The 21,833-nt window shown below is 71.5% G+C and carries 21 protein-coding genes and 1 riboswitch; of the genes, 14 read left to right on the forward strand and 7 right to left on the reverse strand.

The window, feature by feature from the left end:
• Positions 1–147: 147 nt before the first annotated feature.
• The 9 genes from ABZ840_RS09400 (at position 148) to ABZ840_RS09440 (ending at position 8,209) form a co-directional block, all read left to right on the forward strand.
• A complete protein-coding gene (locus ABZ840_RS09400) occupies positions 148–1,305 on the forward strand; it encodes an Ig-like domain-containing protein (protein ID WP_361556560.1) in 1,158 nt (385 codons plus the stop codon).
• Between the two features lie 225 nt (positions 1,306–1,530).
• On the forward strand, positions 1,531–2,775 hold the full coding sequence (locus ABZ840_RS09405; protein WP_361555871.1) for an Ig-like domain-containing protein: 1,245 nt from the start codon (positions 1,531–1,533) through the stop codon (positions 2,773–2,775).
• A gap of 145 nt (positions 2,776–2,920) precedes the next feature.
• Positions 2,921–3,688, forward strand: coding sequence for an enoyl-CoA hydratase-related protein (locus tag ABZ840_RS09410; RefSeq protein WP_361555874.1), 768 nt, complete (start codon positions 2,921–2,923; stop codon positions 3,686–3,688).
• A gap of 275 nt (positions 3,689–3,963) precedes the next feature.
• A complete protein-coding gene (locus ABZ840_RS09415) occupies positions 3,964–4,512 on the forward strand; it encodes an ATP-binding protein (protein ID WP_361555877.1) in 549 nt (182 codons plus the stop codon).
• Positions 4,513–4,968: 456 nt separating this feature from the next.
• Positions 4,969–5,460, forward strand: a complete 492-nt coding sequence (locus ABZ840_RS09420; protein ID WP_361555880.1) for a hypothetical protein — start codon at positions 4,969–4,971, stop codon at positions 5,458–5,460.
• Positions 5,461–5,565: 105 nt separating this feature from the next.
• Positions 5,566–6,333, forward strand: coding sequence for a DsbA family protein (locus ABZ840_RS09425; RefSeq protein WP_361555883.1), 768 nt, complete (start codon positions 5,566–5,568; stop codon positions 6,331–6,333).
• Positions 6,330–7,160, forward strand: a complete 831-nt coding sequence (locus ABZ840_RS09430; protein ID WP_361555886.1) for a cytochrome c biogenesis CcdA family protein — start codon at positions 6,330–6,332, stop codon at positions 7,158–7,160. Before ABZ840_RS09425 ends, ABZ840_RS09430 begins: the two co-directional genes overlap by 4 nt.
• Before the next feature lie 112 nt (positions 7,161–7,272).
• Positions 7,273–7,437, forward strand: coding sequence for a DUF5993 family protein (locus tag ABZ840_RS09435; RefSeq protein ID WP_361555889.1), 165 nt, complete (start codon positions 7,273–7,275; stop codon positions 7,435–7,437).
• 70 nt (positions 7,438–7,507) lie between these two features.
• On the forward strand, positions 7,508–8,209 hold the full coding sequence (locus ABZ840_RS09440; protein WP_361555892.1) for a disulfide bond formation protein B: 702 nt from the start codon (positions 7,508–7,510) through the stop codon (positions 8,207–8,209).
• Positions 8,210–8,228: 19 nt separating this feature from the next.
• On the opposite strand, the gene ABZ840_RS09445 is transcribed toward ABZ840_RS09440, so the two are convergent.
• From ABZ840_RS09445 to gcvT, 7 genes are all read right to left on the reverse strand, one after another.
• Positions 8,229–8,561 carry a hypothetical protein gene (locus ABZ840_RS09445; protein ID WP_361555895.1) on the reverse strand — a complete coding sequence of 111 codons (333 nt, stop codon included), beginning with the start codon at positions 8,559–8,561 and terminating at the stop codon, positions 8,229–8,231.
• 252 nt (positions 8,562–8,813) lie between these two features.
• Positions 8,814–9,644: an ammonia-dependent NAD(+) synthetase gene (nadE, locus tag ABZ840_RS09450; protein WP_361555898.1), complete on the reverse strand. Its 831-nt coding sequence runs from the start codon at positions 9,642–9,644 to the stop codon at positions 8,814–8,816.
• A gap of 87 nt (positions 9,645–9,731) precedes the next feature.
• Positions 9,732–10,289 (reverse strand): GH25 family lysozyme, encoded by a 558-nt coding sequence (locus tag ABZ840_RS09455; protein ID WP_361555901.1) that lies wholly within the window; start codon positions 10,287–10,289, stop codon positions 9,732–9,734.
• 485 nt (positions 10,290–10,774) lie between these two features.
• Entirely contained in the window at positions 10,775–12,157 is a 1,383-nt protein-coding gene (locus tag ABZ840_RS09460) for an L-serine ammonia-lyase (RefSeq protein ID WP_361555904.1), read from the reverse strand.
• 315 nt (positions 12,158–12,472) lie between these two features.
• A complete protein-coding gene (gene glyA, locus ABZ840_RS09465; RefSeq protein ID WP_361555907.1) occupies positions 12,473–13,738 on the reverse strand; it encodes a serine hydroxymethyltransferase in 1,266 nt (421 codons plus the stop codon).
• A 108-nt stretch (positions 13,739–13,846) separates the two neighbouring features.
• Positions 13,847–14,224, reverse strand: a complete 378-nt coding sequence (gcvH, locus tag ABZ840_RS09470; protein WP_361555910.1) for a glycine cleavage system protein GcvH — start codon at positions 14,222–14,224, stop codon at positions 13,847–13,849.
• Between the two features lie 130 nt (positions 14,225–14,354).
• Positions 14,355–15,530 (reverse strand): glycine cleavage system aminomethyltransferase GcvT, encoded by a 1,176-nt coding sequence (gcvT, locus tag ABZ840_RS09475; protein ID WP_361555913.1) that lies wholly within the window; start codon positions 15,528–15,530, stop codon positions 14,355–14,357.
• 153 nt (positions 15,531–15,683) lie between these two features.
• A riboswitch (glycine riboswitch) is annotated at positions 15,684–15,780 on the reverse strand.
• A 324-nt stretch (positions 15,781–16,104) separates the two neighbouring features.
• Here gcvT and ABZ840_RS09480 point away from each other — a divergent pair.
• The 5 genes from ABZ840_RS09480 (at position 16,105) to ABZ840_RS09500 (ending at position 21,800) form a co-directional block, all read left to right on the forward strand.
• A complete protein-coding gene (locus ABZ840_RS09480; RefSeq protein ID WP_361555916.1) occupies positions 16,105–16,695 on the forward strand; it encodes an AAA family ATPase in 591 nt (196 codons plus the stop codon).
• A 118-nt stretch (positions 16,696–16,813) separates the two neighbouring features.
• A complete protein-coding gene (locus tag ABZ840_RS09485) occupies positions 16,814–17,638 on the forward strand; it encodes an enhanced serine sensitivity protein SseB (RefSeq protein ID WP_361556563.1) in 825 nt (274 codons plus the stop codon).
• Between the two features lie 138 nt (positions 17,639–17,776).
• Positions 17,777–18,565: an enhanced serine sensitivity protein SseB C-terminal domain-containing protein gene (locus ABZ840_RS09490; RefSeq protein WP_361555919.1), complete on the forward strand. Its 789-nt coding sequence runs from the start codon at positions 17,777–17,779 to the stop codon at positions 18,563–18,565.
• Between the two features lie 407 nt (positions 18,566–18,972).
• Positions 18,973–19,971 (forward strand): ABC transporter permease, encoded by a 999-nt coding sequence (locus tag ABZ840_RS09495; protein WP_361555922.1) that lies wholly within the window; start codon positions 18,973–18,975, stop codon positions 19,969–19,971.
• A gap of 77 nt (positions 19,972–20,048) precedes the next feature.
• Positions 20,049–21,800 (forward strand): ABC transporter substrate-binding protein, encoded by a 1,752-nt coding sequence (locus ABZ840_RS09500; RefSeq protein WP_361555925.1) that lies wholly within the window; start codon positions 20,049–20,051, stop codon positions 21,798–21,800.
• Positions 21,801–21,833 lie beyond the last annotated feature (33 nt).

Below are 21,833 nucleotides of genomic sequence, written 5' to 3' on the forward strand. Positions count from 1 at the left end.
CCCGGCAATCCTTCCCTGCACTCCTCCTTCCCCGAACCGGTCGGGACGTCACGTTTCCCCACGAAGGGAGCGCTCGTTGAGACCACCGTGACCAACCGATCACTGACGTACCGAACGCTCCGGCGTCCCTGGACGGCCGCCGTACCGCTGCTCGCGGGCGCCGCGTTGCTCGCCGGCTGCCAGGGACCCGGCGGCTGGACGTCGGACGAGCCGCCCGCCCCGAAGGAGGCCGTACGGGTGCATCCGGACGACGGCGCGCGCGGCGTGCCCGCCGACCACCGCATCGAGGTACGGGTGCCGGACGGCCGGCTGGAGCGGGTCGAGGTCACCCGCGCGGGCGACACCGGCAGCGAACCGGTGCCCGGCCGGCTCACCCCCGACGGGCGCGGCTGGCGCTCGGCCGGCGCCCCGCTCGCGCTCGCCTCCCGGTACACCGTCGAGGCCGTGGCGCTGGACGGCCGCGGCCGGCGCACCGCCCGGCACACCTCCTTCACCACGTACGTGCCCGAGCACCGCATCGTCGGCTTCTTCCGCCCCGAGCACCGCTCCACCGTCGGCACCGGGATGATCGTCTCCTTCGACTTCAACCGCCCCGTGCGCGACCGGGCCGCCGTCGAGCGCGCCGTCACCGTCACCGCGCGCCCCGAGGTGACCGTCGCGCCCCACTGGTTCGGCGACCGGCGGCTGGACTTCCGGCCCCGCGAGCCCTGGCGGCCGGGCACCGAGGTCACGATGGCGCTGCGGCTGCGGGACGTCCGTGCGGCGCCGGGGGTGTACGGGATCCAGCACAAGACGGTCCGCTTCAGGATCGGCCGGGATCGGACCAGCGTTGTTGACGCGACCGCGCACACCATGACCGTACGGAGCGCCGGGAAACCGCTCGCCACGCTGCCGGTGACCGCGGGCGACCAGGACAACCCGACGTACAACGGCCGGATGGTGATCCTCGAACGGCACCCGATGACCCGGATGGACGGGGGCACCGTCGGCTTCGGGGGCGAGTACGACATCCCCGACGTGCCGCACGCGCTGCGCCTGACCACCTCCGGCACGTTCCTGCACGGGAACTACTGGGCGCCCAGGGCCACGTTCGGGGCCGCCAACACCAGCCACGGCTGCGTCGGCCTGCGGGACGAGCAGGGCGGCAGCCCGGACACCCCGGCGGGCTGGTTCTACCGGACCTCGCTCATCGGCGACATCGTGGAGGTGATCCGCTCCCGTGACACCACGGTCGCCCCGGACAACGGTCTGGGTGGCTGGAACATGACGTGGCAGGCGTGGCTCCGGGGCTCCGCGGCCGACTGAACGCGGCCGTCCGGCGGGCCCGGGGGCGGCCGTTATCCGGCCGAATCGAACGCCCGCCGGAGCCCCTTCCGTACGTCCCGTACCACCCTCACCAGTCGGTACGAAACGGTGACATGTCCGGGGAGTCCCCTCCCGTCCGCGGTGTGGTTATCTGGCGGCAGGCGCGCGCGTGGCCCGTGCCGCGCGCTGCGGATGCGGGTTGTGCGAGGGGAAAAGAGGCCAGTCTTGGACGTGCAGCCGATATGGGGGGCGCCGCGGGAGCGGCATCGGCGGCGGCAGGGGGGAAAGGTCCTGCTCGCTCCGGTGCTCGGGGCGCTGATGGTGCTGGTGGCCGCGTGCGGGGGCAGCGGTGAGGACGAGGGGGACAAGGGCGGCGGGGACACGCCGTCGCGGGCGACGGTGAAGATATCCCCGAAGGACGGCGCCGAGGGCGTCGCCACGAACGGGACCCTGAAGGTGACGGTCGACAAGGGCACGCTGAAGTCCGTGACCGTCAAGGACCGCAAGGGCAAGGCGGTCGAGGGCAGGCTGTCCAAGGGCGGCAGCGTCTGGCAGCCGGTGGGCCACCTGGGCACCGCGACGGAGTACACCGTCGAGGCGGTCGCGAAGGACTCCGAGGGCCGCGAGGCCGCCGAGCACGCCGACTTCACCACCCTGACCCCGAAGAACACCTTCGTCGGGCGCTATGTGCCGGAGGACGGGCAGAAGGTCGGCGTCGGGATGCCGGTCGACCTGCGCTTCACCCGCGGCATCACCGACCCGGAGGCCGTCGAGAAGGCCATCGAGGTGACGGCCGAGCCGTCGGTGCCCATCGAGGGCCGCTGGTTCGGCAACGACCGCCTGGAGTTCCGCCCGGAGAAGTACTGGAAGCCGGGCACGAAGGTCACCCTCACCATGAACCTCAACGGCGTCGAGGGCCGCCCCGGGGTGTACGGGACGCAGAACAAGAAGGTCACCTTCACCGTCGGCCGCAGCCAGGTCAGCACGGTGGACGCGGCGTCGCACCAGATGACCGTGGTCCGCGACGGCAAGAAGGTCAAGACCCTGCCGATCACGTCGGGCGCGCCGGGCACCGAGACGTACAACGGCAAGATGGTGATCAGCGAGAAGCACCCGGTGACGCGGATGAACGGCGAGACCGTCGGCTTCGGCGGGGAGTACGACATCAAGGACGTGCCGCACGCGATGCGGCTCAGCGACTCCGGCACGTTCATCCACGGCAACTACTGGTCGGGGCAGTGGACGTTCGGCAACCGCAACGCCAGCCACGGCTGCGTCGGGCTCTTCGACTACCGGGGCGGCTCCACGTCCACGCCCGCCGGCTGGTTCTACGAGAACTCCCTGATCGGTGACCTGGTCGTCGTCAAGAACTCGCACGACCGCACCATCCAGCCCGAGAACGGGCTGAACGTGTGGAACATGCCGTGGGAGGAGTGGAAGAAGCCGCAGCCGGCTCCGGCGGCGCAGTAGCGGCCGGGGCGGCGACGCGGGGGTCCCGTCGGCGGGGGAGCGCCGACGGGACCGCGCGCGGTCGGACGGCGTGGTCGCACGGCGCGGTCGCACTGTGACGAGATGCACCGGCGCCGTTCCCGTGAACGGCCATTAACCTGCCTGCATGACTGTGAACTTCGAGGTCGCCGACGGGGTCGGCACCATCCGCCTGGACCGCCCGCCCATGAACGCGCTGGACACCGCCACCCAGGACCGGCTGCGCGAGCTGGCCGCGGAGGCGACCCGCCGCGACGACGTCCGCGCCGTGGTCATCTGGGGCGGCGAGAAGGTGTTCGCGGCCGGCGCGGACATCAAGGAGATGCAGGTGATGGACCACGCGGCGATGGTCGCCCGGTCCAGGGCCCTGCAGGACTCCTTCACCGCCGTCGCCCGCATCCCCAAGCCCGTGGTCGCCGCGGTGACCGGGTACGCGCTCGGCGGCGGCTGCGAGCTCGCCCTCTGCGCCGACTTCCGCATCGCCGCGGAGAACGCCAAGCTGGGCCAGCCCGAGATCCTGCTCGGCCTGATCCCCGGCGCGGGCGGCACCCAGCGCCTGGCCCGTCTCATCGGCCCGTCCAAGGCCAAGGACCTCATCTTCACCGGCCGTCAGGTGAAGGCCGACGAGGCGCTCACGCTCGGGCTGGTGGACCGCGTGGTTCCCGCCGAAGAGGTGTACGCGCAGGCGCACGCCTGGGCCGCCCGGCTGGCCGCGGGCCCGGCGATCGCGCTGCGGGCCGCGAAGGAGTCGGTGGACGCCGGTCTGGAGACCGACATCGACACCGGACTGACGATCGAACGCAACTGGTTCGCAGGTCTGTTCGCCACCGAGGACCGCGAGACGGGCATGCGCAGCTTCGTCGAGGAGGGTCCGGGCAAGGCCAAGTTCCGCTGACCGGGCAGGTGTTGGCGGGGCGCGCGGGAAGCGGGTGCGCGCCCGTGCCCCTTGTGGGGGAATGATGTGAGGCTCAAGGGAGCCTTATGGAGTGCCCCGCGCGCGGTCTCGACGTTCCGTAGCGAGCGGGATGACTGTGCAGGTCAGACGGTGTGTACCGGCCGGTTGTCTGCCCATGGCATATGACCGGAGGGGGTGCGGGAACCGCGGATTCCGGGAGACCGATTCCCGCGGTTCCGCCCCCGTACCGTGTCAGTTGCGTCCATGATGGTGGCATGGCGGGCCTCGAAGGCAGGGAGCAGCCGCAGCCGCGAGCCGGTACGGCTGCCGCGCGCTGGGTTCTGCCCGCCCAGGATGTGGAGGGGGAGAGTGCCAGGGTGACGGCTGCCGCTCGGGGGGACGGAGCGTCGAGGGCGCTCGATCTCATCGGTGACCCCGCCCTCGACGAGGTGCGGCTCCCCTCGCGACCCGAATCGGCGGCGACCGCACGCCGGTTGACGCAGTCCGTACTGCTGAAACAGTGGTCGCTGACGCCTGCGCTCGCCGAGCACGCCGTACTGCTCGTGTCGGAGCTGGTCGGCAACGCCGTACGGCACACCGGCGCCCGGACGTTCGGCCTGCGGATGCTGCGGCGCCGCGGCTGGATCCGCATCGAGGTGCGTGATCCGTCGCGCGGACTGCCCTGCCTGATGCCGGTGCACGAGCTGGACGTGAGCGGGCGCGGGCTCTTCCTCGTGGACAAGCTCTCCGACCGCTGGGGCGTCGACCTGCTGCCGCGCGGCAAGACGACGTGGTTCGAGATGCGGGTGACGGACCGCGCGTGAGCGCGGCGCGGTGAGCCGTGCCGCGCGTGCCGGAAACGTGACTGGGGCCCTTCCGCGCTGTCGGCGGAACGGGCCCCAGTTGTCGCGCGCCGGCGGACGGAAGGGGTGTGTCCACGGCGCAGGTACGACCTGGCCCGGGTCAATGGGGGGTCGTTGCCCCGACTATCGCAGGCAGGGCAGGCGGCTGCCAAAAGGGCATATCGGTCATGAGTGGAAGTATCGGCGAGAATCGTCGGTCGATCCAAGGTGAGTTGTGCCACCGACCTTCCAATTGCCGCTCTCACCTGGGTAATCGCTGAGTAATTACCGAATTCGCCCGATGGTTATGCGGGCCGTGCGGTGGGCGACGGCCGAGACCGGCGTTCCCCCCTGGGAGCCGGCAGCGGCGGTCCGTAGGATGGGGCGCCGAAGCCGCCGGCGCCGGGCGGCACCGGACACCGGGGAGGGAGCGGCCGCATGGGAGCGACGGGACGTGCGCACCGCTCGGCCGCCTGGACGCTGCTGGTCCTCCTCACGGTGGTCTTCGCGCCGCTGCTCTGCCGGACGGGCGGTGGCACACCGGCCGCGACGGCGCCACGAACGGCGGCCGTGCCCCAGGCCCACGTGACCCCGGTCCACGCGTCCCCGGCCCACGCGACTCCGGCCCACGCGACCCCCGTCGCACAGCGGACCGCGGTTCCGGCCCACGCGGCCGCCACCCCGCAGTCCGCGGATCCGGTCCCCGTGGCCGCGTCCGCGCCGAAGAGGTGTGCGCCGCACGACGCGCCCGCGTCCGGCGACAGCGCGCCCGCGCCCGCCACGCACCGCGGCGAACCGTTCGCCGCCCCGGCGGCCGTGCCCGCCCCGTACCTCTCCCACGACCCCGCGCGCTGCGCCCTCGCCCGGCCGCCCACCGGCCCGGCGCCCGCCGCCGACCCCAGCGCCCTCCTGACCGTCCTGCGGATATAGCGCCCCCCCGCGCGCCGGCGCCCCCGGCACCCCGGTGCCCGGCAGCCGTACGCGCGTACCGGCGCAGCCCCTCCGTATCCGCATCCGCACGTCAGGAGTACACCCATGTCCGCATCCGCTTCGCCGGGCCGCCGTCTCGCGGCCGTCGGCGCGATCCTCGCCCTCATCGTCGGCCTCGTCGCGATCGGCGTCGCCGTCGGCACGGCCGTCGAGGGCGGCGGCGACCACACCTCCGCCGAACCCGGCCCCGCCGCCTCCGTCTCGGAGTCGGATCCCGACGGCCGCCGGCAGATGTACGACGACATCGAGAAGAAGACCTCGCGCCGGGAGAAGGGCGACGCGCTGGCCGTCGGCCGGACCGACGCGCCGGTCGTCCTGGTCGAGTACGCCGACTACCAGTGCGGCTTCTGCGGCCGCTTCGCCCGCGAGACCCAGCCCGAACTGATCAAGAAGTACGTGGACAAGGGCGTCCTGCGCATCGAGTTCCGCAACTTCACCATCTACGGCGAGGACTCCGAGCGGGCCGCGCGCGCGTCCTGGGCCGCCGGGCGGCAGGGCAAGTTCTGGGAGCTGCACGACGCGCTGTACGCCAAGAGCCGCAAGGGCAAGGCGCTCGCCGAGGACAAGCTGACCGGCCTGGCGCGCGACAGCGGCATCGAGGACATCGACCGCTTCCGGCGCGACATGAAGAGCGAGGCGGCGGCGGACGCGCTCGGCCGCGACCAGCGTGAGGGCTACGACCTCGGCGTGCAGTCCACCCCGTCGTTCCTCGTCAACGGCGAGCCGATCGCCGGTGCCCAGCCGACCGCCACCTTCACCCAGGCCATCGACGAGGCCGCGGCGCGCGCGGGGGAGAACGGGGGCGGCAAGTGAGCGACATCGGTTACCTCGCCGCCTTCCTGGGCGGCGCCCTCGCCCTGCTCAGCCCGTGCAGCGCGCTACTGCTGCCGGCGTTCTTCGCGTACTCGCTCGCCACGCCCGGCCGGCTGCTGGCCCGTACCGGCGTCTTCTACCTGGGGCTGGCGGCCACGCTGACGCCGCTCGGCGCGGCCAGCACCGCCGCCAGCCGGCTCTTCAACGGCCACCGCGACCTGCTCATCGCCGTCGGCGGCTGGGTCGTGATCGCGATGGGCGTGCTGCAGATCCTGGGCCTGGGCTTCGCGTCCCGCCGTGCACAGTCCGCCGCCGCGCGGATCACCCCGCGCTCGGCCGTCTCCACCTTCCTGCTGGGCTGCGTCTACGGCCTCGCGGGCTTCTGCGCCGGGCCGATCCTGGGCGCGGTGCTGACGGTCACGGCGGTCAGCGGCTCGCCGGTGTACGGGGCGTCGATGCTGGCCGTGTACGCGCTGGGGATGGCGCTGCCGCTGTTCGTACTGGCCCTGCTGTGGGACCGGTTCCAGCTGGGCCGGCGCGGCTGGCTGCGCGGCCGGGAGTTCGGCCTCGGGCCGCTGCGGCTGCACACCACCTCGCTCGTCTCCGGGCTGTTCTTCATCGGCATCGGCGTGCTCTTCCTGACGTTCAACGGCACGAGCGCGCTGCCCGGAATCCTCGGTACCGACGCGGAATTCCGGCTGGAGGAATGGGTGGCGGCGGCCGGGGACGCCGTGCCGGACACCGTGCTGATCGCGGTGGCCGCGCTGGCCGTCGCCGCGGTGCTCGGCCGCATCGCGCTCCGCCCGGACAAGAAGACGAAGGACTGATCCCACTCATCGGCCGGCTGTGGGGCCATTCGGCTCATATCCGGTGCGGGCGGCCGGTGACCTTCCGTGGCGTGCGCGGGATGTCGCCGGCCGGCCACTAGCTTGCCGTGGCATGGATGCCCTCCTCTTCGCCGGTCTCTTCGCCACCTTCCTGTGCGTCGTGGGCCAGAAGAGCCGAGTGGCGGCGGTCGCGGCGTGGTCGGTGATGTTCGCCGCCGTCGTCTGGCTGGCGGCACATCACGTCACGGGCGCCGTCGTGCCCGGTCTGCCGCAGTGAAGCGTGCCGCGCCCGCCGGCCCGCGCCGACCGGCGGGCCGGAACCGACTGGACCGGAGAACTTCTCGCTCATGAGCGCACTACTGACCGGGCGGATGACCACGCCGCTGAGCACGCCGGCGATTCCCGCGCTGGAGCCCGGCCCGCCGGGCGTCATCGCCCGCGCGCAGTACTGGTTCGCCTGCCTCTTCGCGGCCGGCTGGACCGCCGTCCTCGGCGGCGGGCTCTACCTCCAGCTCGCCCGGGGCGAACACCCGTGCCCGCTCTGCGTCGTCCAGCGGATGTTCATGGTGCTGGCGCTGCTGGGCGCCGCCCACATCGTCCGGCAGGGGCTGCGCGGCACGGTGCCGCGCCGGGACTACCTCATGGGGTGGGGGCTCGCGCTCATCGGCTGTACTGCCGGTGCGCTGGTGGCGGGGCGGCAGGCGCTGCTGTACCTGCGCGCCGGTGACGGCGGCGCGACCGGCGGCGCACTGGCAGAGGCGTACGGCAGCACCGTGCGGGGCGTGCCGTCCGACGTCTGGGCGTGGTGCTTCTTCCAGGCGTCGGTGCTCGCGATCGGGGCCGTGCTGGTCACCTCGCACCTCACCACCGCCCGGCGGATCCCCGTGCGGGGTGCGCACCACGCGGCGGGGGTGGGCGTGCTGTTCCTCGCCGGGGCGGTCGTCGCGGTGAGCGCGGCGGCCGTCTTCCTGGAGGCGGGGCTGCACGTCTTCCTGCCGGTCGCCCCCGGCCGCTACCAGCTCCTCCACGACCTGGGGCTGGTGCGCTGAGCCGGGGCGGCGGGCCGGGTCAGGCGCTGCGGCGCAGCGGCGGATGCGGGTGCGCGTCGGCCCGGCGCCGGCGGTCGTTGCACAGCAGGCACTTGCCGTAGCCGGGTGGCAGCGGGTCCTCGGGGTCGCCGTACAGCGGGTCGACGGCGCCGTGCGGATGGGCGGCGCAGCCGGTCGGACTGCCGGCCGGCCCGGTGTCGGGGGCGATCGATCCGGCGGTGGTCAGGGCGTGCCGCAGGACGTCGACGAGCCGGTCGGCGTCCTGCCGGCTGGGGGCCTGCTGCAGGCCCGAGGCGAGGTCGGCGGCGAGAGTGAGCGCGGTCTGGAGTTCGCGCAGGTCTGCGTAACTCATGCCCCGGAGCGTAGGCGCACCCACTGACAGTTGATCTTCCGATCGCACTTCGTGGCATCCCATGCGCCGATGCATGCCCGCCCGCGGCCACGATTCACCACCGCGGAGCGGAAGCCCCCCTTGCGGAGGCATGACGTCCGGGTGACGGGCGGGACGCCGGCGACGGGCGCCGGACGTCCCGCCCCGGACGCCGGGCCCGGCCCGGGCACGCCCGTGCCCGCGCCCGGTCCCGGCCCCGGCGTCCGCGTCGGCTCAGGGCGCGATCGGCAGCTCGCGCTTGTGAGCGGTGAGGCGGTAGCGGCGCACGATCGTGTCGAACGTCTGCTCGCTGACCGGCTTGCCCTCCAGGAAGTCGTCGAGCTCGTCGTACGTGACGCCGAGCGCCTCCTCGTCCGCCTTGCCCGGGGACAGCGTCTCCAGGTCGGCGGTCGGGACCTTCCAGACCAGCTCGGAGGGGGCGCCCAGCGCGTCGGCCACCGCGCGCACCCGCCGCTTGGTCAGGCCGGTCAGCGGCACCACGTCCGCGGCGCCGTCGCCGAACTTGGTGAAGAAGCCCGTCACCGCCTCGGCGGCGTGGTCGGTGCCGACGACCAGACCGTCCCGGGCACCGGCCACCGCGTACTGAGCGATCATGCGCTGCCGGGCCTTGATGTTGCCCTGGACGAAGTCCTGGTGGTGCGCGTCGCGGAACGGGACACCGGAGTCCAGCACCGCCTGCAGGGCCGCGTCGCTGGCCGCCTTCACGTCGACGGTGAGCACCTCGTCCGCCTTGATGAAGGAGAGCGCGAGCTGCGCGTCGTGCTCGTCGGCCTGCACGCCGTAGGGCAGCCGCATGGCGTAGAACGTGGCGTCGTGGCCCGCCTCACGGGCCCGCTCCACCGCGAGCTGGCAGAGCCGGCCCGCGGTGGTGGAGTCCACGCCGCCGCTGATGCCGAGCACCAGGGAGCGCAGCCCCGTGCTCGTCAGCCGCTCGGCGAGAAAGGCCACCCGGCGCTCGATCTCCTCCTGGGCGTCGAAGGACGCGGACACCTGGAGATCCCGGGCGATCTCCTGCTGCAGGCTCATGGACGCCGGGTCGGTCACAGTGGCTCCTCGTGGTCTCGCTGTGGCGCCAGGGCGTGCGGAGGGGCTGGCGGCACCGGCGCACAGGCGCGTACGTACGAGGAAACTCTATTCTTCGTTGGCCCAGGACTTCAGCGCGGCCTTGCTGGAGAACTGGCCGACGTTCTTGTCCAGGGGATTGTCGGTGTACTGGTGGAAGCGCCACTTCGCCTTGATCCGGGGGTGCCCGGCCTTGACGTAGTCGGCGATCCACAGGCCGTCGCCGGCGTACGACGTGGTGTCGTGGTTGAGCCAGAAGTCGCGGTTGCAGTACAGGAGCACCTGGTGGCGGTCCGGGCGCAGGGCCTTCACCTCGCGGATGAACTGGTCCTTCTGCGCGTTGCTCGCGTAGGTCCCGGCGCTGGTGCGCTCCCAGTCGACGATCAGGACGTCGCCCAGTCTCGACGCGCACTTCTCGACGAAGTACCGGGCCTGCGCCGCGATGTTCCCCGGCCACAGGAAGTGGTAGAAGCCGACCACGCAGCCGGCCTCGCGGGCCCGCGAAGCCTGCGAGCTCTGATGCGGATTGATGTAGGAACGGCCCTCCGTCGCCTTGATGAAGACGAAGTCCAGGCCCTTCGTGGAGTAGGTGGGCTGATACGAGCTGACATCGACGCCGTGCAGCATTGCACTCCTCCCGCAACCGTGCGATTACCAAGCGTCACTACGGTCCGCCTTCATGGACATGCCCGCTGACGCCGGGCCCCAAAGGTGCTCCTGCCCTCCGGTCGTGCTTCGTCGCTCCCCTCGACGTCCCCCGTGCACGACGGCTGTGCACGCTGTGCGACAAGTGCCGTCGGTGAGCAAACGCCTCTCGGCGTACGGGAGTTCCCGTGGGTAATACGGATACGGGGTGCGGGCCGGGCGCGCAAGCAAAAAACGGCAACGGGTCCGACCCGGAAAGGGATCGGACCCGCTGTCGGGGGTGAGCAGTCAGGCCGGAGGGCGGGGCGCGTAGCGCGCCACCAGCGCGGTCAGGGCGGCAATCATGATCAGCATTACGAGAATCACCAGCGTCGCCTGCCCCGAACTCCCGGGCCCATTCCGTGATCTGGATCACATGAGGAATGGGCGGGAGTGACGGCGCGTACGCCGGCGGCCGGGCGGCCCGGTCAGCACTCGATGATGTTGACCGCGAGCCCGCCGCGCGCCGTCTCCTTGTACTTCACGCTCATGTCGGCGCCGGTGTCCTTCATGGTCTTGATGACCTTGTCGAGGGAGACGTGGTGCCGGCCGTCGCCGCGCAGCGCCATACGGGCCGCCGTGACCGCCTTCACCGAGGCCATGCCGTTCCGCTCGATGCACGGGATCTGGACCAGGCCGCCGACCGGGTCGCAGGTCAGGCCGAGGTTGTGCTCCATGCCGATCTCCGCGGCGTTCTCCACCTGCTCCGGGGAGCCGCCCAGTACCTCGGCGAGGCCGCCCGCCGCCATCGAGCAGGCCGAGCCGACCTCGCCCTGGCAGCCGACCTCGGCGCCGGAGATCGAGGCGTTCTCCTTGAAGAGCATGCCGATCGCGCCCGCAGCCAGCAGGAAGCGGACCACGCCGTCCTCGTCCGCGCCGGGCACGAAGTTCATGTAGTAGTGCAGAACGGCGGGGATGATGCCGGCCGCGCCGTTGGTGGGCGCGGTCACGACCCGGCCGCCCGCCGCGTTCTCCTCGTTGACGGCCATCGCGTAGAGCGTGATCCACTCCATGGCGCGCGCCTGCGCGTCCCCCTCGGCGCGCAGCGCGCGGGCGGCGTTCGCGGCGCGCCGGCGCACCTTCAGGCCGCCGGGCAGGATGCCTTCGCGGCTGGTGCCGCGGGCGACGCACGCCTGCATGACGTGCCAGATTTCCAGCAGCCCGGCGCGGATCTCCTCCTCGGTCCGCCAGGCCTTCTCGTTCTCCAGCATCAGCGCGGAGATCGACAGACCGGTCTCCTGGGCGAGCCGCAGCAGCTCGTCGCCGGTACGGAAGGGGTACTTCAGCACGGTGTCGTCGAGGACGATCCGGTCGGCGCCGACCGCGTCCTCGTCGACGACGAAGCCGCCGCCGACCGAGTAGTACGTCTTCTCCAGCAGCGGGGCGCCGTGCTCGTCGTACGCGAAGAGCGTCATGCCGTTGGCGTGGTACGGCAGCGAGCGGCGGCGGTGCAGGATCAGCTCGGTCGACTCGTCGAAGTCGATCTCGTGCACCTCGCCTATCTCGGCTTCCAGCAGCCGGAGCCGCTTGGTGGTGCGGATGCGCTCGACCATGTCGTCGGCCCGCTCGACGTCCACGCTGCGCGGGGAGTGGCCCTCCAGGCCGAGCAGGACGGCCTTGGGGGTGCCGTGGCCGTGCCCGGTGGCGCCGAGCGAGCCGAACAGCTCGGCCCGTACGGAGGTGGTCTGCGCGAGGAGGCCGTCCTTCTTGAGGCGGCCGACGAACATCCGCGCCGCGCGCATCGGGCCGACCGTATGGGAGGAGGACGGGCCGATGCCGATGGAGAAAAGGTCGAAGACGGAGATGGCCACGGTGGCGGACTCCTTTGTCGGCTCGTGGTGGGCGGTCGTGCGCGGCCGTGCGACAGCACGCGCCAGAAAGGGGGGGCCGGGCGGCCGAAGAGATGTGACGTTTCTGCGCTGGCGGACGGAAAACGCCGGTTGTCGGATCGGTACCGGTTGTCGAGCGTAACGCGCCCGGGGGACGGACGGTGCATGTGCGGGCGAATCCACCCGTGATGCGCGTGACGTGCTGGTGACGCGGGTTCCCTGTGAGCGGGCGCGCACACCACGGGCCCGGGACATCCTGCCCCGGGCCCGTGAAGCCCGTACGACCGGCCGGTGGCCCTACTTGGCCAGGCCGGGGTACAGCGGGTGCTTGTCGGCCAGCGCGGTGACGCGGGTCTTCAGCGCCGCCGCGTCGTACTCCGGCATCAGCGCCAGCGCGATGATGTCGGCGACCTCGCGGAAGTCCTCGGCCCGGAAGCCGCGGGTGGCCAGCGCCGGGGTGCCGATCCGCAGACCCGAGGTGACCATCGGGGGCCGCGGGTCGTTCGGGACGGCGTTGCGGTTGACCGTGATGCCGACCTCGTGGAGGCGGTCCTCGGCCTGCTGGCCGTCCAGCTCGCTGTCGCGCAGGTCGACCAGGACCAGGTGCACGTCGGTGCCGCCGGACAGCACGTTGACGCCGGCCTCACGCGCGTCCGGGGAGGTCAGCCGCTCGGCGAGGAGCCGGGCGCCCTCGACGGTGCGCTGCTGGCGCTCCTTGAAGTCCTCCGAGGCGGCGACCTTGAAGGAGACCGCCTTGGCCGCGATCACGTGCTCCAGGGGGCCGCCCTGGAAACCGGGGAAGACCGCGGAGTTCAGCTTCTTCGCGAAGTCCTTGTTGCGGGCCAGGATGATGCCGCCGCGCGGGCCGCCGAGCGTCTTGTGCGTGGTGGAGGTGACCACGTCCGCGTAGGGCACCGGGTTCGGGTGCAGACCCGCCGCGACCAGGCCGGCGAAGTGCGCCATGTCGACCCACAGCTTCGCGCCGACCTCGTCGGCGATCCGGCGGAACTCGGCGAAGTCCAGCTGCCGCGGGTAGGCGGACCAGCCCGCGATGATCACCTTGGGGCTGTTCTCCTTGGCCAGGCGCTCGACCTCGGCCATGTCGACCAGGCCGGCCTCGTCCACGTGGTAGGCGACCACGTTGAACTGCTTGCCGGAGAAGTTCAGGCGCATGCCGTGGGTGAGGTGCCCGCCGTGCGCCAGGTCCAGGCCGAGGATCGTGTCGCCGGGCTGGGCGATCGCGAACAGCGCCGCCTGGTTGGCGGAGGCGCCGGAGTGCGGCTGCACGTTGGCGTACTCGGCGCCGAACAGCTCCTTGACCCGGTCGATCGCGATCTGCTCGGTGACGTCGACGTGCTCACAGCCGCCGTAGTAGCGGCGGCCCGGGTAGCCCTCGGCGTACTTGTTGGTGAGGACCGAGCCCTGGGCCTCCATGACCGCGGCGGGAGCGAAGTTCTCCGACGCGATCATTTCGAGGGTGGACTGCTGACGGTGGAGTTCGGCGTCGACAGCGGCGGCGACGTCGGGGTCGAGCTCATGGAGGGAGCTGTTCAGAAGCGACATGAGTCTTCCTGGGTGGGAGCCACCGAGGGGCGCGGCCCTCGGCACGGCGGGCGGAATCCAATAAGAGGCGCGAAGCTCCAATTGGGGCGGTGGCGGTTGACGGGCGGGTCAGCCGGCGGTGAAAGCGGTGTACTCGTCGGCGGAGAGCAGGTCCTCCGGCTCGCCGCTCAGCTTCACCTTGAACAGCCAGCCGCCCTCGAACGGGGCGGAGTTCACCAGCGACGGGTCGGCCACCACGTCCTCGTTGATCTCCGTGACCTCACCGTCGACCGGGGAGTAGAGATCGCTGACGGACTTGGTCGACTCCAGCTCACCGCAGGACTCGCCCGCGGTGACGGTGTCGCCGACCTCGGGGAGCTGGGCGAAGACCACATCGCCGAGCGCGTTGGCCGCGTGCTCGGTGATGCCGACCGTCGAGACGCCGTCCGCGGCGTCCGACAGCCACTCGTGCTCCTTGCTGTAGCGGAGCTGCTGGGGGTTGCTCATGGTTCGATTCTCCTGGATGCGGGGGAATGATCGTGCAGAGGGTCTTGACAGGTGAGACGCGACTGCGTCACTTCTACCGGCAGGACGGCCGTCCCGCGGTCATTTCTCCTGGCCGGAGTGTGCCGTGCGGTCACTTCTCCCGCTTGTAGAAGGGCAGCGCGACGACCTCGTACGGCTCGTGCTTGCCGCGGATGTCGACCGCCACCCCCTTCGTACCGGGCTCGGCGTGCGCCGCGTCCACGTACGCCATCGCGATCGGCCTGCCGAGCGTGGGGGAGGGGGCACCGGAGGTGACGGTGCCGATGGCGGTGCCCTCCGCGTCCACGACGGGGTAGCCGGCGCGCGGCACCCGGCGACCCTCGGCGATCAGCCCGACGAGCTTGCGCGGCGGGTTGTGCTCGGCCCGCTCGGCGGCGGCCGCCAGCGCGTCCCGGCCCACGAAGCGGCCGTCGTTCCCGGGCTTCTCGAACTTCACGACCCGGCCGAGGCCCGCGTCGAAGGGGGTGAGCGAGGTGGACAGCTCGTTCCCGTACAGCGGCATGCCCGCCTCCAGGCGCAGCGTGTCGCGGCAGGACAGGCCGCAGGGGACCAGGCCCGCTTCCTTGCCGGCCTCGGTCAGCGCCTCCCAGAGGGCGACCGCGTCGGCGGGCCGGACGAACAGCTCGAAGCCGTCCTCGCCGGTGTAGCCGGTCCGGGCGATCAGTGCGGAGACGCCCGCGACGGTGCCGGGCAGGCCCGCGTAGTACTTCAGCCCGTCCAGATCGGCGTCCGTGAGCTGCTTCAGGATGCCGGCGGACTCCGGGCCCTGGACGGCGAGCAGCGCGTACGCGTCGCGGTCGTCCCGTACGGCGGCGTCGAAGCCGGCCTGCCGGGCGGTCAGCGCGTCCAGCACGGTCTGCGCGTTGGAGGCGTTGGCGACGACCATGTACTCCTGGTCGCCCAGGCGGTAGACGATCAGGTCGTCCAGGATCCCGCCGTCCTCCTGGCAGATCATCGTGTACCGGGCGCGGCCGGGCTTGACCGAGCCGATGTTGCCGACCAGCGCGTGGTCCAGCAGGTCGGCGGCCTGCGGCCCGGTGACGGTGATCTCGCCCATGTGCGAGAGGTCGAAGAGGCCGGCGCGGGTGCGGACGGCGACGTGCTCGTCGCGCTCGCTGCCGTAACGCAGCGGCATGTCCCAGCCGGCGAAGTCGGTCATGGTCGCGCCGAGGGCGCGATGCGTGGCATCGAGCGCCGTGAGTCGAGCGCTTCGTCGCGAAGCGACTCCATCTGGGGTGGTGGCGGGCGACGGGCGGGCGTCAGTCATGGTCGCGGGCTCCCGAAGTGGACGACAGGGACGTATCGGACGTCTCCCCATCTGTCATCGGAACCTGAGAGGTTCACCGACAGCCCCCATCGGGGCCTCGGCTTGCACCTTGGGTGGGGCCGCACCGGCGTGCGGCCCGCTTTTCAGATCTGCCTCGTCCGCGCAGTACAGGGGCCTGAGAGATTCAAGGGAGGACTTGCTCCTTCGGCGCCCCGCCGTGGCCTGGCGGGAACTCTCCCGCGCGGATTCAAGCGGCCGGTATGCAGTTGGCGGCCGGCGTCGGGTACGGCGGCCGGCGCGCACATCATTGCACGGGATCGCCGGATACAGGAGCCCCGGCCCGCGCCGCCCCGCCGGCCCGGGGGCAACCCGCCATGACCTGCCCTCCGCTTGAAGCTCATTACCTTTTCTTGACACTCTGCGGGTAGTGGGGGCAGCAGTGAACGGAACGGGGAGGGCGATCACGGTGCAGAGGCAAGCCGTATATGCGACGTCGGCAGGGGTCGCGCGCGGCGCGGTGCCCCGCCGCGCCCGCACACCCAAGGCGGTGGTGCGTCCGGGCCGCGGCGCCCGCGTGACGGACCTGCGCGGCACGGAGGGGGAAGCGCGCGTCCGCGAGCTGGACTTCCCCGCGCGCTGCCTGGTGGTCGTCTCGGGCCTGCCCGGCGGCGGCAAGAGCACGCTGATGCAGCGCGTGGTCCCGGCGCTGGACCGGGCCGGCACACCCGTCCACCGCATCGACTCCCAGGACGTACGGGAGCGCTGGGAGGCCGGCCGGCTCGGCGCGCTGCCGTACGGCCTGCTGCGGCCGCTGGTGCGGATCGCGCACTACCACGGCCTGTGGCAGGCACTGCGTTCCGGCGGCAGCGTCGTGGTGCACGACTGCGGGACGGTCGCCTGGGTGCGCCGCTGGATCGCGCGCACCGCCCGGCGGGACTGCCGCGAGCTGCACCTGCTGCTGCTCGACGTGCCCGCCGGCGTCGCGCTGTCCGGACAGCGGGCCAGGGGCCGCGGCGTGTCCGGCTACGCCTTCGCGCGGCACCGGCGCGCGGTGCGCCGGCTGCTCGCCAGGGCCCGGGCGGCCCGGCTGCCGAAGGGGTTCACGGCCACGGTGCTGCTGGACCGGCGGGCGGCCGAGGCGCTGGAACGCACGACGTTCGGCTGAGAGCCTGGGTACACCACTGCCGCGCCCCTGTCCGGGCTTCGGGACGGGGGGCGAAGCGCCCGCGGCGGGCCGCTAGGGTTTTCGATCAGGCAGTGCGGTACGAAGCGGGTGGGTGACCATGGACATTCCGGAGCAGAGCATCCCCGGTCAGGGCGTTTTCGAGCAGGGCATTCCGCAGTTGGCCTGGCCGGCCAACGAGCTGGAGGAAGTGCTCGCGGCGTCGGTGGGGCATCCCGGGGCCGGCGCCCGGATCGTCGAGGTGCTCGGCCGCAGCCGGATATGGGTGCCGCTGCCCAAGGGCGGCGGCCCCGAGAGCGCCGGCTTCGGCGCGCCCGGCCTGGACCTGCCCACCGTGGAGCTGCCCGACGGCCTGGCGTACGTGCCCGTCTTCAGCTCCGAGCAGGAGTTCCTGCGGGTCGTCGGCGCGCACATGTCCTTCACGGTGGCACCGGCCCGCGAGTTCGCCCGCGGCCTGCCGCCGAAGATCGGTATCGCGGTGAACCCGGACGGCACGGTCGGCGTGCCGCTGCCGCCGCCCGCCGTGGCCGAGCTGTGCCGCGGTGACATGCCCCGCGAGGGGCTGCCGTCCGGCGGCCGGGTGCGGCTGTACGAGCCGGACTGGCAGGACGAGCCGGTGGACTTCCTCGCCGCCGCGGGCCTGGAGTTCTCCGGCGTACCGCACGTCACCACCGCCCGCCGCTGCCTGGCGAACATCGAGGGCGACGCGCCCACCCTCTTCGTCGGCGTGCAGGTCGCCGACCCGGCGGCCGCCCTCCAGGACCAGACCCAGCGCGACATCGCGCTCGGGGCGCTGGGCCGGGCGCTCGGCACCGTGGAGGTGCCCTGGCCGGTCCAGCTGGTGATGCTGGACATCGCACAGGACCCGGTCGTCGACTGGATGCTGGAGCGCGTGCGGCCCTTCTACACGCAGGACCTCGTGTAGCCCGTACGGCCGGGGCCGGCCGCGGCCCGTGCCGGACCGACCGGCGCGCGCCCGGACCACGCCGGGATCCGGCCCGTAAGCTGGTGGGACGACGGGCGGGCACCCCCACGTGCCCGACGGGAGAAGGGACGGGGACACGTGAGCGCGGGTGCGCATCAGGGAGCGGCGGCAGGCCAGGTCGAGCAGGTGCTGCAGCAGGTCTCGCCCGGCCGGTACGACGCCTACGAGGCGCTGCTGCAGGCGCTGTCCGGCGGCCAGGTGTGGATGCTGCTGTGGCAGGGCCAGGCCGGGGCCCCCGATGCGCAGTACGGGAACATGGAGGTCGACGGGCTCGGCTACGCCCCGTGCGTGACCTCCCCCGCCGAGCTCGCGGCCAGCGGCTGGACCCGCGCCCACGAGGTCGTGCCCGGCGCCGAGATCGCCGCCGCGCTCTACCCCGACCGCTGGGGCCTCTGGCTGAACCCGCACGCGCCCGGCGGCGGCGTCGGCATCCCCTGGCTGGACCTGCGCCGGATCGCCGGCGGCCTGGACCGGCTGCCCGCGGGGCCCCTGCGGATCACCGAACCGGTCGTGGAGATCCCGCAGTTCTACGCCCTGCTCGGGCAGAACGCGCACCGCACGCCCGCCGTCCGCTCGCTGCGCCGGGCCTGGGTGCAGCCGGCCCTCGGCGTTCCCTATCTCGCGATCGGCCTGGATCTGTACGACACGGGGCGGGCCGCGGTGGAATCGGTACGGCTGATGATGCAGCAGTCCATCGGCGCGGTTCCGGAGGGACTGCCGGTCTCCACGGTGGCGATGGAGGACGAGTACGACCCCGTGGCCATGTGGATGCGGGCCTACTCCCGCCCCTTCTTCGACCGCGGCGCGCACGGCCCCGCGCCGGCTCCGGCCGCCTCGTACGGTTACGGCTACCCCGGTCCCCACTGACGTCCCGCGCGGGCGGGAGCGCGGCGTCCCCGGCCGTCCTCCCGTGTGCCGTAGTGTGCCGAATTGCCCCCGTGTGTACCCCGGTTGAGGCTGGCGCGAACCGGCTGTCAGGACCGCTCAGCCGTCCGTGATGTCCGTATAACGGTATGCCGTGGAGCACATCACAGTTGCGCATCCTTTCCTCGGCAGGACTGGTGACTGATCGCGACTCGGATGAAGACTCCCGCAGCAGGGGTCTGGACCCTGTGTGCGACGAGCAGTTGGACCGCTGTCGCGCGGACATCCGAAGACCGATGAGCTGCAAGACCTCCGGGCGTCCGCCGGCGTGCACACCAGTGAGTGAACCGAGCCGCCGACGCGGCGGGCGTGGCCGGCCGCAGGGCGGGCCGAGAGGGGTCAAAGGCACTGTGACCGCACCGATCGAGACCACCGGGGCGGCTGCTGAGGCGCAGCCGGAAGCGGTGCTGGAAGGCGTCGGGAGCAAGCGGATCGAAGGCCGCTCGCTCGGCCAGATCGCCTGGCTGCGCTTCAAGCGCGACAAGGTCGCGGTGGCGGGTGCCATCGTTGTCATCCTCCTCATCGTCATCGCCGCGCTCTCCCGCCCCCTCCAGTCGCTCCTCGGCCTGGACCCGAACGAGCCGAATCAGTCGCTGATCGACCCCAACACCACCCTGCCGCTGGGCGACCTGGGCGGCATGAGCGCGGACCACCCGCTCGGCGTCGACCCCAAGTTCGGCCGCGACCTGCTCGCGCGGGTCCTGGAGGGCTCCTGGGTCTCGCTGATCGTCGCGTTCGGCGCGACCCTGCTGTCGGTGGCGATCGGCACGGTCCTCGGCGTGGTGGCGGGCTACTACCGCGGCCGGGTGGACGCGGTGATCAGCCGGATGATGGACGTCTTCCTGGCGTTCCCGCTGCTGCTCTTCGCCATCGCCATCTCCGCCTCGCTGCAGGGCGGCGCCTTCGGCCTGGAGGGCCTGCCGCTGCACATCTCGGTCCTGATCTTCGTGATCGGCTTCTTCAACTGGCCCTACATGGGCCGCATCGTGCGGGCGCAGACCCTGTCGCTGCGCGAGCGCGAATTCGTCGACGCGGCCCGGGGGATGGGTGCACGCGGACCGTTCATCCTCTTCCGTGAGCTGCTGCCGAACCTGGTGGGGCCCATCGTGGTCTACTCCACGCTGCTGATCCCCTCCAACATCCTCTTCGAGGCGGCCCTCAGCTTCCTCGGTGTCGGTATCCAGCCCCCTCAGGCTTCCTGGGGCGGCATGCTCAACCAGGCGGTCAAGTACTACGAGGTCGACCCGCAGTACATGCTCGTCCCCGGCCTCGCGATCTTCGTCACCGTACTCGCGTTCAACCTCCTCGGTGACGGTCTGCGGGACGCGCTGGACCCACGCAGCCGCTGACGCCGCTCCCGCGGCGCCCGGGCGGTCCCGGCAGTTCCACTCGAAGTTTCCGACGAACGAAGGGGAAACCGACCATCATGCGAAGGTCAGTCCCGGTCGCGGCGATCGCGGCCATATCCAGTGCGGGCCTTTTGCTGGCCGGCTGCAGTGGCGGCAAGGACTCCGCCAACGGATCGTCCGAGGCGAACGCCGCCACCAAGGGGATCGTCAACGCCTCGAACGAGAAGGGCGGAACGCTCAACTACGCGATCAGTGACGCCCCCGAGTCCTTCGATCCGGGCAACACGTACTACGCCTTCATCTACAACTTCAGCCGTCTCTACGCGCGTCCGCTGACCACCTTCAAGCCGGCCCCCGGTCAGAAGGGCAACGAGCTGGTCCCGGACCTCGCCGAGTCGATGGGCAAGCCCTCCGACGGCGGCAAGACCTGGACGTACAAGATCCGCAAGGGCGTGAAGTACGAGGACGGCAAGGAAGTCACCTCGCAGGACGTCAAGTACGCGGTCGAGCGCTCCAACTTCGCGCGGGACACCCTCTCCCTCGGCCCGAACTACTTCCAGCAGTTCCTGGTGGACGAGGACAAGTACAAGGGTCCGTACAAGGACAAGTCCAAGGCCGGGCTGAAGTCCATCGAGACGCCGGACGACCACACGATCGTCTTCCACCTGAAGAAGCCGTTCGCGGAGTTCGACTACCTGGTCTCGGCGCCGCAGACCGCCCCGGTCCCGCAGGCCAAGGACAAGGGCGCGGAGTACACCCGCTCCGTGGTCTCCTCGGGCAGCTACAAGTTCAAGAGCTACCAGGAGGGCAAGCAGCTCGTCCTGGAGCGCAACCCGCAGTGGTCCGCCAAGACCGACCCGCTGCGCAAGCAGCTCCCGGACAAGATCGTCCTGAAGATGAAGGTCGCCCAGTCGACCATCGACAAGGACCTGCGCTCCGGCAACACCCACATCGACCTCGCCGGGCGCGGCGTGGACGGCCAGACCCAGGCCCAGCTGCTGACCAGCAACTCGGAGAAGGCCAACACCGACAACGCGCTCGGCCAGCGGCTGGTCTACACGGCGATCAACTCCAAGGTGAAGCCGTTCGACAAGCTGGAGTGCCGCCAGGCCGTCCAGTACGCGATCGACAAGAAGGCCGTGCAGACCTCGCTCGGCGGCCCGATCCGCGGTGACATCGCCTCCACCGTCCTGCCGACCGACATCGCCGGGTACCAGAAGTTCGACCAGTACCCGCAGAAGTACGACGCCAAGGACAAGCTGGACCTGACCGAGGCGAAGAAGAAGTGGAAGGAGTGCGGTGCCGGCAAGGTCGACACCACCATCCTCGCCCGCTCCGACCGCCAGGACGAGGTCGACGCGGCCACCACGGTCATCGACTCGCTGAAGAAGATCGGCATCAACGCCAAGATCCAGCAGTACCCGACGAGCAAGTACTTCTCGGACTACGCCGGTGTGCCGAAGTTCAACAAGAAGAACAACGTCGGTCTGATCATGATGCAGTGGGGCTCGGACTTCCCGACCGGCTACGGCTACCTGCAGCAGATCCTGAACGGCAAGGCGATCAGCCAGTCCGGCAACACCAACCTCTCCGAGCTGGACGACCCGGAGATCAACAAGCTGCTCGAGAGCGCCATCGCCGACACCGACCAGGCCGCGCGCGAGAAGGCGTACGCCGAGATCGACAAGAAGACGATGGAGCAGGCGGTGATCGTGCCGCTGACCTACTTCAAGGTGCTGATGTACCGCTCGCCGGAGGCCACGAACCTGGTGTCCACCTCGGCCTTCAGCGGTCAGTACGACTACCTCAACGTCGGCGTCAAGAAGTAGCAGCCCCGGAAGGCAGGTGAAGGCATTGGTGCC

Origin of the sequence: Streptomyces sp. NPDC047117, from assembly GCF_040643545.1 — a bacterium.
GTDB lineage: Bacteria > Actinomycetota > Actinomycetes > Streptomycetales > Streptomycetaceae > Streptomyces.

Bases quoted from the DNA above. Each gene is read 5' to 3' on its own strand.
- ABZ840_RS09410 (WP_361555874.1), top strand. From the start codon at position 2,921: ATGACTGTGAACTTCGAGGTCGCCGACGGGGTCGGCACCATCCGCCTG.
- ABZ840_RS09415 (WP_361555877.1), top strand. From the start codon at position 3,964: ATGGCGGGCCTCGAAGGCAGGGAGCAGCCGCAGCCGCGAGCCGGTACG.
- ABZ840_RS09420 (WP_361555880.1), top strand. From the start codon at position 4,969: ATGGGAGCGACGGGACGTGCGCACCGCTCGGCCGCCTGGACGCTGCTG.
- ABZ840_RS09425 (WP_361555883.1), top strand. From the start codon at position 5,566: ATGTCCGCATCCGCTTCGCCGGGCCGCCGTCTCGCGGCCGTCGGCGCG.
- ABZ840_RS09435 (WP_361555889.1), top strand. From the start codon at position 7,273: ATGGATGCCCTCCTCTTCGCCGGTCTCTTCGCCACCTTCCTGTGCGTC.
- ABZ840_RS09440 (WP_361555892.1), top strand. From the start codon at position 7,508: ATGAGCGCACTACTGACCGGGCGGATGACCACGCCGCTGAGCACGCCG.
- ABZ840_RS09445 (WP_361555895.1), bottom strand. From the start codon at position 8,561: ATGAGTTACGCAGACCTGCGCGAACTCCAGACCGCGCTCACTCTCGCC.
- ABZ840_RS09455 (WP_361555901.1), bottom strand. From the start codon at position 10,289: ATGCTGCACGGCGTCGATGTCAGCTCGTATCAGCCCACCTACTCCACG.
- glyA (WP_361555907.1), bottom strand. From the start codon at position 13,738: ATGTCGCTTCTGAACAGCTCCCTCCATGAGCTCGACCCCGACGTCGCC.
- gcvH (WP_361555910.1), bottom strand. From the start codon at position 14,224: ATGAGCAACCCCCAGCAGCTCCGCTACAGCAAGGAGCACGAGTGGCTG.
- gcvT (WP_361555913.1), bottom strand. From the start codon at position 15,530: ATGACTGACGCCCGCCCGTCGCCCGCCACCACCCCAGATGGAGTCGCT.
- ABZ840_RS09485 (WP_361556563.1), top strand. From the start codon at position 16,814: ATGGACATTCCGGAGCAGAGCATCCCCGGTCAGGGCGTTTTCGAGCAG.
- ABZ840_RS09500 (WP_361555925.1), top strand. From the start codon at position 20,049: ATGCGAAGGTCAGTCCCGGTCGCGGCGATCGCGGCCATATCCAGTGCG.